The 14,850-nt window shown below is 39.8% G+C and carries 9 protein-coding genes; 7 read left to right on the top strand and 2 right to left on the bottom strand.

What is annotated here, in order from left to right; translation table 11 throughout:
• Positions 1 to 29 precede the first annotated feature (29 nt).
• The 7 genes from AC1WHX_RS05270 to AC1WHX_RS05240 all read left to right on the top strand — a co-directional run bounded on the left by AC1WHX_RS05270 (position 30) and on the right by AC1WHX_RS05240 (position 11,851).
• Complete coding sequence (locus AC1WHX_RS05270; protein ID WP_122303854.1) at positions 30 to 1,757, top strand: PL29 family lyase N-terminal domain-containing protein; 1,728 nt, start codon at positions 30 to 32, stop codon at positions 1,755 to 1,757.
• Positions 1,758 to 1,795: 38 nt separating this feature from the next.
• A complete protein-coding gene (locus AC1WHX_RS05265) occupies positions 1,796 to 4,963 on the top strand; it encodes a SusC/RagA family TonB-linked outer membrane protein (RefSeq protein WP_122337730.1) in 3,168 nt (1,055 codons plus the stop codon).
• A gap of 15 nt (positions 4,964 to 4,978) precedes the next feature.
• Positions 4,979 to 6,961: a RagB/SusD family nutrient uptake outer membrane protein gene (locus tag AC1WHX_RS05260; protein WP_122337729.1), complete on the top strand. Its 1,983-nt coding sequence runs from the start codon at positions 4,979 to 4,981 to the stop codon at positions 6,959 to 6,961.
• Positions 6,962 to 6,988: 27 nt separating this feature from the next.
• On the top strand, positions 6,989 to 7,714 hold the full coding sequence (locus tag AC1WHX_RS05255) for a DUF3823 domain-containing protein (RefSeq protein ID WP_009318205.1): 726 nt from the start codon (positions 6,989 to 6,991) through the stop codon (positions 7,712 to 7,714).
• 78 nt (positions 7,715 to 7,792) lie between these two features.
• Positions 7,793 to 9,271, top strand: a complete 1,479-nt coding sequence (locus tag AC1WHX_RS05250) for a glycoside hydrolase family 99 protein (protein WP_122337728.1) — start codon at positions 7,793 to 7,795, stop codon at positions 9,269 to 9,271.
• Positions 9,272 to 9,378: 107 nt separating this feature from the next.
• A complete protein-coding gene (locus AC1WHX_RS05245; RefSeq protein WP_031258140.1) occupies positions 9,379 to 10,680 on the top strand; it encodes a glycoside hydrolase family 99 protein in 1,302 nt (433 codons plus the stop codon).
• Between the two features lie 193 nt (positions 10,681 to 10,873).
• On the top strand, positions 10,874 to 11,851 hold the full coding sequence (locus tag AC1WHX_RS05240) for a family 43 glycosylhydrolase (RefSeq protein WP_009318208.1): 978 nt from the start codon (positions 10,874 to 10,876) through the stop codon (positions 11,849 to 11,851).
• Between the two features lie 259 nt (positions 11,852 to 12,110).
• Here the strand turns inward: AC1WHX_RS05240 and AC1WHX_RS05235 are convergent, their stop codons facing one another.
• Together AC1WHX_RS05235 and AC1WHX_RS05230 are read right to left on the bottom strand one after the other, a co-directional pair.
• On the bottom strand, positions 12,111 to 12,698 hold the full coding sequence (locus tag AC1WHX_RS05235; protein ID WP_122337727.1) for a glycine cleavage system protein H: 588 nt from the start codon (positions 12,696 to 12,698) through the stop codon (positions 12,111 to 12,113).
• 90 nt (positions 12,699 to 12,788) lie between these two features.
• Complete coding sequence (locus tag AC1WHX_RS05230; protein ID WP_481228937.1) at positions 12,789 to 14,621, bottom strand: hypothetical protein; 1,833 nt, start codon at positions 14,619 to 14,621, stop codon at positions 12,789 to 12,791.
• Between the last annotated feature and the right edge of the window lie 229 nt (positions 14,622 to 14,850).

Genomic DNA, 14,850 nt, shown 5'->3' with positions numbered 1-14,850 from the left:
ATTTTTTTCATTTATAAATTTAATCATGTATGAATAAACACATTTTAAATGCGTTCCTATTAGGAACAATTATCCTTTCTTGTAATGGTTTTACTTCGTGTAACGATGATGTTGATGAATTAAAATCTCGAATGTCTGTGGTAGAAATTGCCATTGATGATATTAAGTCTCAATTGCAGAATGCTCTTGTTACAGGTGCTAGTATAACGAAGGTAGAACAAAAAGACGACGGAAGTTGGAACATTACTTTAAGTAATGGGCAGACTATTGAAATTAAGAACCAGGCAGGAGGAGGTTCTAATATCTCTGTTGTAGTAACAGATACCAATGCAGTTATAACAATAGATGGTCAAGAATATATCCTTCCTTTAGGAGCATCTGTAAGTTCATTGGTATATGTCCCTGAAACATTGGATGGTATCGTAGAAATCGGAAATGACGGTGCGGTCGTAAAATTTTTAGTAAGACCTTCATTAAATAGTCTGGATGGTGCTGAATTCTCTATTGCCGAATCACATGCGGTAACCCGTGCAGGAGATGGTGAGCAGTTTAAAGTAAATGGTCAGGCAACTTTGGATAACGGATTCATTTCTGTTCCTCTTAAAGCTTTAAACGTTGAGGCCGGAAATCATTATGCAATCTCTCTGCAAATGAATATGCGTGGAACAGTCATAGGATCTAATTATTTCAATGTGCATATTGCCGAGGATTTTTCTTTTATCGGTGAACAAATCGGTGGTTATGAAATAAAATCAGAATATAACCCTGCCAGTTTGGACGAAAATTATAGTGAAATGACTGTAAACGGTGTTACTCTATTAAAAAATTTGAATTTTAAGGCCTTCTTCTCTCAATTACCGGAAAATGCAGAATTTAGAATTGCAGGTATAGATCAGCAGCCTGTCGGTGATGCGCAGAATAAATATACTCTGTTGGCAAACAGTTTGCAGAAAGATGGAACATGGGCATTTGCCGAAAGACCGGGAACAAGTTTTAATTCCAATCAAGATCGTCCTGGATTCTTGTTTAATATAGTATCCAATGATGTAGTAAAGGCCAAAATTTATTTGAAAATTATTGATGAATTGGCTGATGTTGATTTTAATGCAGGTTTAAAACAAGCTGAAGCAGAATGGGGAGGTCGTGAAAAATCGCTGTCATTAGGAGCACAAACTATTGATATTCAAGCTACATTTACTAACTATGAAAGTGATTATACAATAATTCATAGCGGAAAAGATGACTTCTTTGCAAAATGGTCAAGTATCGCTATTTCTACTCCTAATGAGGATAACATTATTTATTGCGACGGAACTAAATTAGTTTTAGGAGATTTGGGCGCAGAATATGCTGCGAAATCTCGTGGGATTTATTGGTTCTATCGCGGATTTGCAATTTATGTTCCTGAAACATTGGCCGTAGAAGATGGTAAATACATCGGGACAAATGGTAAATCTTATGCCGGAGGAGAAGGATATGATTATGATCTCTGGTTAGGCTCTTATAGTGAATATATCAATAATCCGACAACTTTCTATGATCCGGTTTCATCTTGGAATTTTAAGATTGATGAACAGACAGGTGTCATCACCCTTCCTGAAACATATACAGGCTATGGCTTCCGTATCGGTGTAGGTGCAGGATATGAATATGCTTATGGAGTCAAGAAGATAGGTGAAGCAGACCAATTCGGATTATTCTTCTTTAATCGTCGTTTGGCTCCAGAAGGTGCTACAATGCCGGCTCCTAAAGAATAATTTAATATTATTCGTCTAATTCTTTAAGAATCTAAAACATGAAACATAAAAGACTAATAATAGGAAGCCCATATTTATGGAAAACTATGATGATACTATTTCTTTTCTGTTCATCGCTTCCTTCTTTCGCTCAGAATAGAGCTCTACATGGTGTCGTCTTAGACACTTCTGGTGAACCGGTTATCGGGGCCAATGTGAGAGTGGATGGTAGTACTCGAGGTACTGTAACAGGCCTTAATGGAGAGTTTGATATAAATGTCTCAAATAATGAGAAACTTACCATATCGTTTATCGGTTATTTAGATGCCGTAATTTCTGTCGGTAATAAACGAAATATTAAGGTCATTTTGAAAGAGGATACCAAGACTTTGGATGAAGTGGTAGTGGTAGGATATGGAGTTCAAAAAAAAGCTACTTTAACAGGTGCCGTATCTGCCGTAACCAATAAAGAAATTACAGTTACCAAGAATGAGAACGTTGTCAATATGCTTACCGGTAAAATTCCGGGAGTCAGAATTTCTCAAAATAGTTCTCAACCCGGTGAGTTTGATAACACCATTGATATTCGTGGTATGGGAGAGCCATTAATTGTTGTTGATGGAATTCCAAGAGATAAGGCATATTTTTCACGTATGGATGCCAATGAGATAGAAAGCGTATCTGTTTTGAAAGATGCATCAGCTGCTATTTATGGTATCCGAGCTGCAAACGGTGTTATTTTGGTGACTACAAAACACGGTGATAGCTCCGATGGCAAGTTTAACATTACATTTTCTGCAAATTACGGATGGCAACAATTCTTATATGTCCCGGAAACAGCAAGTGCAGTAGATCATATGCTCCTTATCAATGAGAAAGGCTATAATTCATTCGACGGAAACTATCCTATCCGCACAACTCCCAAATATACTTGGGAGCAGATGATGGAATATAGTACAGGGAAAAAACAGAGTACAAATTGGACAAACGAGTTGTTTGACAGCAATGTACCTCAGGAACAATATAATATCAGTATGGATGGTGGCTCGGACAGGATCAAGTACTTCTTCAACTTGGGCTATTTGAAACAGGAAGGTTCATATAAAAGCGGTTCTTTGAATTACGATAGATGGAATTTCCGTTCAAATATAGATGCAAAGATCACTAACCGTTTGAAAGCTACCGTTGCTTTGAGTGGTTATATAGATGAAAAGAATCAACCGTTTACTGATATTTGGGCAGTATATAAGAAGGCATGGACATTCAGACCTACATCGTCTGCATGGGTTGACGGTGACCACAGTCTGCCAGCGTATGATGATGAAATGTTGGACAGTGAAAATCCGGTGGCTGCAACAAATAGCGAATTTACCGGCTATCGTAGAGAAAAGCGGTACAATTTTAATGGATCATTAGCTTTGAACTATGATATACCTGGCGTTAAAGGTTTGTCTGCAAAAGCATTCTACAGTTATGATTATTATACAACGAATAATACAGAATATCGTCGTACTTATAAACTGTATAATAGAGGGGGAGATGGCGAATTACAATCATTCATTAGAAATAGTGACAGTTATTTGCGTAGAAATACGGATCCAAGATATGGAACCGTACTGCAACTTTCTTTGAATTATGCGAATAAGTTCGGTGATCATAATGTAAGCGGTATGCTTTTGTTCGAGGAACAATATGATAATTGGGATAATTTTTATGCTCAGCGTGTGATGATGCTTGATGGAGATTATCTGATTTATGGTGAAGATGAAGAACAGGTCGGTTCAATGTCCGGTGCCGGTGATAAGACCAGAAAGGCTCTGGTTGGTAAATTCAATTATGACTATAAAGGTCGATACATGGTTGATTTTTCTTTCCGTTACGACGGAACATCAAGTTTCCCTAAAGAATCTCGTTGGGGATTCTTCCCTGCGATATCTGCCGGTTGGCGAATAAGCGAGGAACATTTTATAAAAGAGGCGGTGTCATTCTTGACCAATTTAAAGCTCCGTGCATCTTATGGTGAAATGGGAGATGACAGCGGTGCAAATACATATCCTCAGACGCAAATTGCCTATAATATCAATAAAGATCAGATAGGTTATTTTTATAATGGGAAATTTATGGCAGGTGTTTCTGCAACATCGATCCCTAATCCGAAACTGACATGGTATACAGCTAAAACATATAATTTGGGATTGGATTTTGACTTATGGAGTCAGAAACTTACCGGTACATTGGAATTATTTAAACGTAAACGTGAAGGCTTGTTAGCTACGTCATCGGCTGTTATTCCAGGTACTGTGGGAGCCTCTATGCCTCAAGAAAATATCAATAGTGACGAAACTTTCGGTTGGGAAATCAGTTTGGGACACCATAACCGTGTAGCAAATATCGATTATTGGGTAAATACTCAGATTTCAGCAACTAAGAATCGTTGGGATTATCACTTGGACAGTCAAGCCGGTAACTCGATGGAGAATTGGTACCGTTCCGATGTATCAGGACGTAATAAGGATATTTGGTTTACATACGAAGAAGGCGGGCGCTTTACAAGTTATGAAGAAATTCGATATCATGGAACGACCGGTGCGAATTATAACCAAGGAACATTGCCGGGTGACTATTGGTATAAAGACTGGAATGAAGACGGTATCGTAAATGATGCGGACAGACATCCTGTAGCCACATTTAATCTGCCGGTTTTCAACTATGGTATTTCTATGGGAGCATCATGGAAAGGCATTGACCTATCAATGAATTGGCAAGGTGCTGCAGGTGTATATAATTCGTATAATGAAGTGTTTACAGAAGTCGGACCATTCAACGGTGGTGCAGTCCTTGACATGTATAAGGACCGTTGGCATACAGTAAATGTCAATGATGATCCGTGGAATCCTAATACTCAATGGGTAGAAGGATTGTATCCGGCTACGGGACATAGCTTTAACACAGGTTCGACAGGTATACACAATACATCTTATATACGTCTGAAAACACTCGAACTCGGCTATACTTTCCCTAAAGTATGGATGAATAAGATCGGAGTAAAAAATCTGAGAGTATATGTAAATGCATATAACTTGTTAACCTTTAGCGGATTGGATAATATCGACCCTGAACGACCCGGATATCAAGGGGGAAGTAATAGTGGTAGTAGCAGTGGTATCCTTTACTATAATTATCCTGTAAATCGTACATTTAATATTGGTGCGACTATTAAATTCTAATCAAAGGAATAGCATATGAAAACTTTTAAATATTTATTTATATTAGCCGCTTTGGGAGTCTCGATTACTTCTTGTAATGATCTGGAGCTGGAACCAAAAGGATTGTTATACGAAAATGTTTTGTTTCAGTCTGACAATGGTATAAAGAAATATATGGCCCTTATATACCAAGATTTGCCTATTGAAGACTTCAATTATAAACAAAATGGTGATGAAAAAGGCTTTGCGACAGTCAATCAAGGAGGTTGGCATACCGGTAATAAATGGCAAGCCCAAAAAGGTAGCCCGGCCGCTGCTGGAGCAGAAGCTGCCGGTCGCGATCCTTCATACGGTGACGGTTGGGGATATTGGCCTTATGACAGAATCCGCGATATTAATAATTTCATTGAGAAACTTCCTGAATATCGTAGTTATTATACAAATGAAGATTACAATGCGTATATGGGAGAAGCACGTTTCTTACGCGCTTTCTACTATTTCGGTATCGTAAAAAGATATGGAGGAGTCCCTATTGTAGATAAAGTATTGGACCCAAGTGCTCCGACTGCCGAACTCCAACAGCCGAGAGATACTGAATACGATTGCTGGAAGTTTATCTACAATGATTTGTTATATGCAATGAATAATGCATCTGCATCTAAAGCAGAAATCGGTAGAGCAAATCGGTATGCTGCAGCGGCATTAATGTCAAGAGCGATGTTATATGCCGGAACAATTGCCAAATATGGAGGTTATGTCGGGACGACAGGTCCTGCAGTTACTGCAGGATTGATGGGAATCCCGTCGGACAAAGCGGCAGAGTTTTTCCAATATGCCTATGATGCTTGTGTGTTCTTGAAAAAAGCCGGTTTTACATTGCATACCGGGTCTGATAAGGAAAAAGCTTATCTTGAAACTTTCTTGATAGATAATGAAGAAGATATCTTTGTTAAACAGTATGGTCCCAAGACGACTACTCCGGCGAACACGAGCTTGTTTCATTCTTGGGATACTATGATTTTACCGAGAGGTGAAGGTCTGGCCAGTGATGTCGGATGTGCTTTACAACCGGTTTGGGAAATGATAGGTTTATATGAAATGCCGGCAATAAAAGATGCAGAAGGTAAACCGATTCGCTTCAATAGTGTCGATGAATTGTGGGATACAGACGAGATGGAAGCTCGTTGCCGAGCCAATTTCTTTTTCCCCGGTATGACCGAGTCTGTTTCCGGGGTTAGCCTTGACATACGGGGTGGTGTATATAAGGAATACCCGGGTTTGGCAAGCGATGGAGAGTCTGAAATTCCCGGAAGTATTAATGATTATACTAATACTTACAGAGTAAGAGCAGCAAGTCCCGGTGAAACTCAAGTCATTAACGGACAATCTGTTCAAGTAAGCGGGAAGCATGGATTGGCCGAAGGCACCGGTGATGAAGGATATACTCGTACGGGTGCGTTTATACGCAAATATGTCAATTATAATGCTGATGCATCGAGTAGAGTTTTACATGGAAGTTTTCAGTCATGGAAAGTATTCCGTTACGGAGAGATTCTGTTGAATTGGGCAGAAGCCGCTTATGAACTTGGACTTATCAAAAATGATAATAATCTAAAACGAGAAGCATTCGATCATATCAACGAAATTCGTGATAGAGCAGGTGCCCATCGCCATGATATGGTAGAAAGTCCGCAAGATATAGGTTCTGAAATTTATGGTTTCCCTATTGATGAGAACCTTCAGTATATCCGTGATGAACGTGCTCGTGAATTATGTTATGAGAACCATCGTATTTTCGACTTACGTCGTTGGAGAGTTGCGGATATCATGTTCCAGAATGGTATGTACACCCATACATTGTTGCCATATTATGTGATGGATGAAAATAAGTGGATCTTCTTGAATGAAGTGGAACGCGAAGGTCGTAAAGTGACGTTTGAAAAACGTTGGTACTATGAACAGATTCCAAGTGGTGAAATCGGAAAGAATCCAAACTTGATCCGCAATGATGGTTATTAATTTCAAACCTATATAAACGATCACAATATGAAAAAGACAATATATAGTATTCTGTTTGTTGCATCCGTGTTAGCGAGTTCTTCATGCATGAAAGTAGACAACTTCGACGCTCCTGAAGCTCATGTAACCGGTCGTATTATAGATAGCACTACAGGCGAGAATATTTTGGCAGACCAGGGTGAATGCAGAGTCCGTATCTGGGAGAAAAGTTTCAGCCTGAATCCTGCAAATCAGGATATTCCTGTGAAACAAGATGGTACATATAATAATTCAAAATTATTTTCCGGAACATACGATGTCGTTCCGGAAGGAGCCTGGTGGCCTTGTGATACTATCCGTGTCGGGATTGGAAAGAAAACGGTAACTCAGAATTTTGAGGTAACTCCCTATCTGAAGTTAATAGATTTTCAAGTGAATCTGGAAGGCGAAAATCTTACGATGTCCTGCCGTCTGGATGCACCTATAACTGAGGGATTGCCACAAATAATGGAAGTCCGTCCATATTTGAGCTTAAATCAGTTCTGTGGAGCATCCAACTGCATTAACTATTATAATACCAATGATTTTAGAGTTAATGTGATGAAATCATGGGACAAGATCGAAAAAGAGGGAGATGGCAGAACTATTCCATTTGAGGTTACTGTTCCTGTAAAACGCGGATATATTTACTTTGTTCGTATGGGAGCAAAAGTTAAGGATTCGTTTGAAAAACATAACTATACCGAAATAGTAAAGGTCGAAGTACCTCAGTAATAGACATATTAAAGTTAATAAAGTTCGATTCGGGAAAGGAGAAATCTTTTCCCGAACGTAAAAAATGAATAGTTGCTTATGAAATTGAAATATAATTTATACATACTTTGGGCTGTAATAGGCTTGTGTTGTATTTCTTGTAGTAACAAAGATGATGACTATATCCCACCTGCCATTCAAGAACCGGAAAAACCGGCAGATCCTGAAATCTATAATGATTTAGGATTTACTCCCCACGTAGATGGAGAACCTTTCAATACTTATCGCGGGCTGGTTATGGCCGGCTATCAAGGTTGGTTCGGCGCTCCCGGTGACGGGTGTCCGCACAGTGACCATTCCAATACCGCATGGTATCATTATCGTGAAAACGACCGCTTTGAACCCGGAGTCTTGAGAAATTCAATTGATTTCTGGCCAGATATGAGTGAGTATGAGACTCAATATACTCCCGGCAAATTTATTCTTCCCAATGGTGAAAAAGCGACAGTCTTCAGCTCTTATGATGAATCTACCGTTATGTTACATTTTAAATGGATGAAAGATTACGGATTAGATGGTGTCTTTATGCAGCGATTCGTAGGCGAAGTTATAAATAATCCTGATGGAAAAGCTCATTTCAATAAAGTATTGGCTTCTGCAATGAAAGCGTCAAATCAGTATCAGCGTGCTATTTGTGTCATGTATGATTTGGGAGGATTTATGTCTGATAATACTCGTAATGCAGATGCTGTTTTGACCGATGCTCAAGAGATATTGGATACATATCGATTGAAAGACAGGAATGTACAGAAATACTATTTGTATGAAAACGAGAAACCGCTGATCGTATTATGGGGCGTCGGATTTAACGATAATCGTCCTTATAACATGAATGATGTAGAGCAACTGATGAATGGACTGAAAGAAAAAGGTTTCAGTATCATGTTGGGAGTTCCGACTTATTGGAGAGAAAGAAGAAATGATGCAATACCAGATGCCAAACTACATGACCTTATCAAAATGGCCGATGTGATTATGCCTTGGTTTGTCGGAAGGTATGGGAAAAGTGAATATTCTAACTTCCATAATTTGATTCAGCAAGATATTGCATGGTGTAAAGAAAATAATGTAGCCTATGCTCCTTTATGTTTCCCAGGCTCTTCAGACCGTAATATGCACCCGAATAATTCGATTAATCCGCGTTACGGAGGCCAATTCTTGTGGGATCAGATGTATTTCTGTATCAAGTCCGGTGCGCAAATGTTGTACATTGCCATGTTCGATGAAATAGACGAAGGTACAGCTATTTTCAAATGCTTGAATGAAAGCGATGTGCCAAGCAATGAAGCTGAAGACGATTATTATGTTGTATATCAAAATAATAGTTATCGCATGACTCAATCTAAGGTAGAAGTGACCGGGGCTAATGAATGGTGTCAGTTGGCTAAGGATCTAAAGGTTAAATTTCAGGGAGTGGAAGATGGGCTTCCGACAGACCATTATTTATGGCTCACCGGGCAAGGTCGCAAGATGCTTAGAGGAGAGGTTCCTTTGAAGTCATCCTGGCCGGCAAGATAAATCCGTGTATTTGTCCTACTGCTTGGTCTTTGTGATCAGGCAGTAGAACAAATCAAGTTAAAAAATAAATAGTCAATATTGTTCTAAATCTGTAATATAGTTGATTGATGATATATTCTGTTACTAAAAAATATTGTAGTCTCAAGACATGTAGAATCCGGATAAGCATATTCCTTTTATTTAATGGTTTTGTATTAAGTTTGTCTGCATCTCCCAAGCATGCAGCAGATACAAATTATCCGTCTTATCACGGACTTGTTATGGCCGGGTATCAAGGATGGTTCCATAAACCGGAAAAAGGGATGATGTATCCTGATGAGAAGAATGTGCGAATTGACATGTGGCCTGATGTAAGCGAATATCCAGAAACTTATCCAACAGGTCTGAAACATGCCGACGGTTCTACTGCACGATTCTTTTGTTCTTCCGACGAGAGTACTGTAGACCTCCATTTCCGTTGGATGAAAGAGTATGGAATAGACGGTGTCTTCATGCAGCGTTTCTTCAACGCTGCCCGTAAAGATAACACAAAAGGGAATGCTGTTATCAGTCATGCCTTTAAAGCAGCTTCCAAGTATAACCGCGCAATCGGCATCATGTATGATTTGTCAGGGCTGAAAGCTCATGGTGAGGATTGTTCATCTTTGATTGAAGACTGGAAATTCTTAGTCGATTCTTTAAAAGTTACAAATCAGGACGGAGCTCATACTTATATTTTCCATAATGGAAAGCCATTGGTTACAATTTGGGGAGTAGGTTTTCCTGACAGACCTTACGATATTCGGGACATCGGCCTGAAACGTTTTATAGATTTTTTATGTAATGATCCCGAGTATGGAGGATGCAGCATTATGTTGGGAGTACCTACCTATTGGCGTGAACTTGGTGCCGACTGTGTGCATGATCCTTATTTGCATGAAATTATCCGCGAAGCAGATTTAATTATGCCTTGGATGGTACAAAGATTTACTCCTTTGTTGCATAATGACATGGATCGTTATCGCGATGTTATACTGCGTGATATGTCATGGTGTAAGGAGAACGGTATAGAATACGTTCCTTGTGTTACACCCGGATTCAGTTGGCATAATTTAAGTCGATATGCATTTCCGGACGACGTTAAACCATCCGGTTCAATACCCCGCCAAGGTGGTCGTTTTTATTGGCAGCAGATCTCTACGGCCATAAACTGCGGTGCCAGAATGCTGTATATAGCTATGTTCGATGAAGTGAATGAGGGCACGGCTATCTTTAAATGTACTGATAATCCACCGGTAGGCAAGAATATTCAATTTGTGGGAATGGACAATATGCCTTCTGATCACTATTTATGGTTGACAGGAGAGGCTTCGTTAATTCTCAAGGGGAAGAAATCCTTGACATTTACATTGCCCAAGCGTCCGCATTAAAACTGATTGTTTGACTTTTGAATATAAAGAAATAATGAAGAATAATATTCTATATCTCATAATGTGTTTGATCTTTACAGGATGTGAAACATCCCGTAAAGATATGATATGCCAAATAAGGAATGGGGGCATAAAAGGGTGAGTTCCTCCGTCAATTCATTGATATTTGTTTCATGATTAATACTAACTGCTTATGAAAGTTTTACACACTATTGGAGCTTTATGCTTTATTGGTTGCATGATGTCGTGCCAGTCGGTCAAGAATAAGATTACAGAAAAAAGTGGTATAGACAGCTTGGCATCCAACCCTTTTATTACGCATATGTATACAGCAGACCCTTCGGCGCATGTATGGGAGGATGGAAGACTTTATATCTATGCATCCCACGATATCGATCCTCCACGGGGATGTGATCTGATGGACCGTTATCATGTCTTTTCTACCGATGATATGGTACATTGGACAGATCATGGAGAGATACTGAATTCATCTCAGGTTGCTTGGGGACGTAAAGAAGGAGGTTTCATGTGGGCTCCCGATTGTGCCTATAAAAATGGAACTTATTATTTTTATTTCCCGCATCCGAGTGAAACGGCTTGGAATGACTCCTGGAAAATCGGAGTGGCAACCAGTCGGTATCCTGACCGAGATTTTAAAGTTCAAGGATATATAAAAGGTATGGATTCATTGATCGATCCGTGCGTATTTATTGACGATGATGGACAGGCCTATATATACCATGGAGGAGGCGGTATATGTAAAGGCGGAAAGCTTAAAGATAACATGATGGAACTGGATGGTGAAATGCTCCGAATGGAAGGATTGGTAGATTTTCATGAAGCACCATGGGTACATAAATATAACGGAAAGTATTATCTGTCATACTCGGATAATCACGATGAAAATATGAATGATGGAGTCAAAGGTGATAACCGGATGCGTTATGCTATCAGTGATAGCCCGTTGGGACCATGGAAACATCAAGGTATCTATATGGAACCTACCGACAGTTATACAAATCATGGCTCTATTGTAGAATATAAAGGCGAATGGTTTGCTTTCTATCATAATAGTGCATTGTCTAATCATGATTGGTTGAGATCCATTTGTGTAGACCGATTGTATTATAATGAAGATGGAACTATTCAGATGGTAAAGCAAAGAAAATAAGCCTGAACGACTAAGTAGATTCAGTAAATAATAAAAATTAGCCAACTAATTCACAATGATATAATTATGAATTAGTTGGCTTTTTATATCAAACTCATATTATTTTAATATAATAAACGTAATATTCCATTGGCTTGCAACATGACTGATAAAATTAATAGAGATGAACATGTTATGGAACTTGCCGGACACATGAAGATTCACACATATATAAATGTAGGAAAATCCGAGAACTGTTGAAGAAAGAACTCTAAACGATTTACCAACTATCAATAAAATCAGAATATTCGTTGGCTGGCAATAATTCTTCGAATTCCAGACTATCGTCCGGTTTCAGCATAATAATCGGATATTCATGAGCATTGGAATTCAACATACCCGGAGAATCATTCAAAATATTATTCACGCCTAAGATCGTGCCCGAAAGAGGCATATACAAATCACAAACCTCGCTAATCGATTCTATAGTGGCAAATACAGTGTTCTTATCAAAATATTCATCGATTCCATAGACAGAGACATATACGATATCTCCCAAACGTTCTTGGAGATAATCGGTTATCCCGACCCAACAATAATCGCCTTCGGGTTGCACCCAAACATGGTTTGTTGTATATCTGCGCCCCTCCGGATAATTCCTGACCGAGCGGTTTTGCCGTCCCGAATTATACCGCACCGCTGACTCGGAATTTTTATTTATTCCGATACTCTCCGGTTCGGAAGCATCTTCAACCTCTTCTGTACCGGTATCGATCCCGACCTGTTTTCCCGAATCATTCCTCAAATTAATACCCCAAACGAAACAAGCAATCAACACCAAACAGGCAATAATCATAAACTTTTTCATGGCAAATCCGATTTAAATGTTACACAAAAACATATTTTTTATTTCATAACTCGTTTAAGAATCCGTCTAAGAGCCTATCTAATTCTGTCCTCAAAAAAAACGTATTCCGTCTTTATCGGTAAACGTAAATATTCTCTCTTCAACACCTCCGGTAAGACACTTCAGCCAATACAACGCCCCGGCAGGCACATCTTCATATTCCACATTATAATCCTCAGCCCGTTTTATCCCCAACGATTCCCATCCGTCCATACCATAATAAAACAGTTCATAGACAGAGCCCGGGAAAACCGAATTTCCGTCATTTCGAGGCACACATACGATCCGGGTTATCCCGACAAGACTTTTCAGATCGATTACCATTTCTTTCTTATTATCTCTTACATAGCGGACATACGTCAACGGGTCACGATCGGTACTTTTTTTAAAACAAGAGTCTGTCGGCACGCAACCGACCGCATGTCCTTTTTCATCATATACAACAATCTCGGACAAATCGGCAACAGGTTTGCGGCTCAACAATTTCAGATAACGGAACTTACCGGACAAACTCACGCTATTATCGAATATCGCATCCCCGCTGCCCTTCTTCAACACGCATAGTCGCCGGGCTCGATCGAAAGATCGCTCATCCGATCCCCAGATTTCCATCCCTTCGAGCGATTTACAATAACCGTTCAACTTTTCGTTGTAGGGATATTTTCGGGAGATCCTGATTTTCCGGATACGGGAATGATCGGGAATCAGATAAACCATACCATCTCTTTCGTTCACTATAAACGGATAGTTGAAAGCCTTCAGTTCTCGTCGCCAATAATATACCGGAAGATAGACATTCCCGACCGCCATACGATCAAAAGTCGCTCGTTTCATCTTTCTCTCCGCCACGGCAACCGGTATCCATTGCCCCGCATTAAAAACCGCAAGGAAACAGAGATTCGGAAGTTTGCCTCCCGACATTCTCGAAATGGGAACCGTCACATCCCGCGTATTCAGATAACAATCTGTCACGTCCTTAATAAAAGGATTGCCGAACATCTCGGGAAGATATTCTCTCGTACGGTAATCGGCATAACGGTTCGCTCTCGAATACATATACCGATAAATCTTAGGAGCCCGCCTGCCCGGGTCTATCTCCGACTTTCCGAATCTCCCGTCAGACGAAATTACCGATACCCAGCAATGTCCTCCGTTCCGGTTGGCATACGCAGGAATGATGTCGATCGCCGATGGTATCCCCGATGCCCGATAACGCAACAAATTGGCAGCGGCAAAAAAGTAACAACCCTTATCCGCAGTCACCCCCGGTAAATGTCGCACATACGCATATCCTCCCATATCGCCCGATTCCCGATCGGTATATACATGCGAAGCGACTGCAGCCGGGTCATATTTCAAATTATCGCACGATATCATGTCCGAAAAAGCCTGCGGAGCTATCGTCAGAGAATCCCTCCAATAATCCAACGGTTCGTTCAAAAACCGATACGGCAATAAATACTCAAAAAAAGTTTCGTCATCGATATCCCGCAACCAAGGGAACTTTGCCCGCTGTTCAAAAGCCCGGTCGATATGCCGGATCAGGAAAGCGGGAGAAACGGCATCCGCATCCGAAAGCCGCTCCGCTCCCTCTCCGTAATAAGAGGCAAACATCTCCAAAGCCTTTTTGTCCGGATAAGAAATGCCCTTTGTCTGTGCAATCGATGCGACTTGCCCAAAATAATCCTCATCCCGAACCGAAAAATGTCTCGGCATATTCTTGATCAAGAATTTTGCCGCAACAAGTTTCAGACTATCTTCAGCCTTATGGCCGTAATGTTCGTAAACGGCCTTTTCCAATATCTCGAGATTTCGTTCCTTTTCCCGATTACAGCCGGTGCATACGATAACGGCAAGCCCTGAAAAAAGACAAACTATTTTCATGAACCTATCTATAACACTATGTGCCGATTGCCGATACTCCACCTTAATATTATAATATTATATAATACAAATATAATAAAAATAATACTCCGAAAAAATTTATTCACAATAAATTTATAATATCAAATATTTTTGGGTCATAAATTTTGATATTTAATAAATAATCTCTATTTTTATCAATGAATTGATACCGAATCGAACTCATTTTGCAAATGATGCTGATCATACG

Source organism: Coprobacter sp., assembly GCF_982436375.1.
Note: the sequence above shows the minus strand (reverse complement) of the source record. Positions and strands in the feature narration are given on the sequence as shown.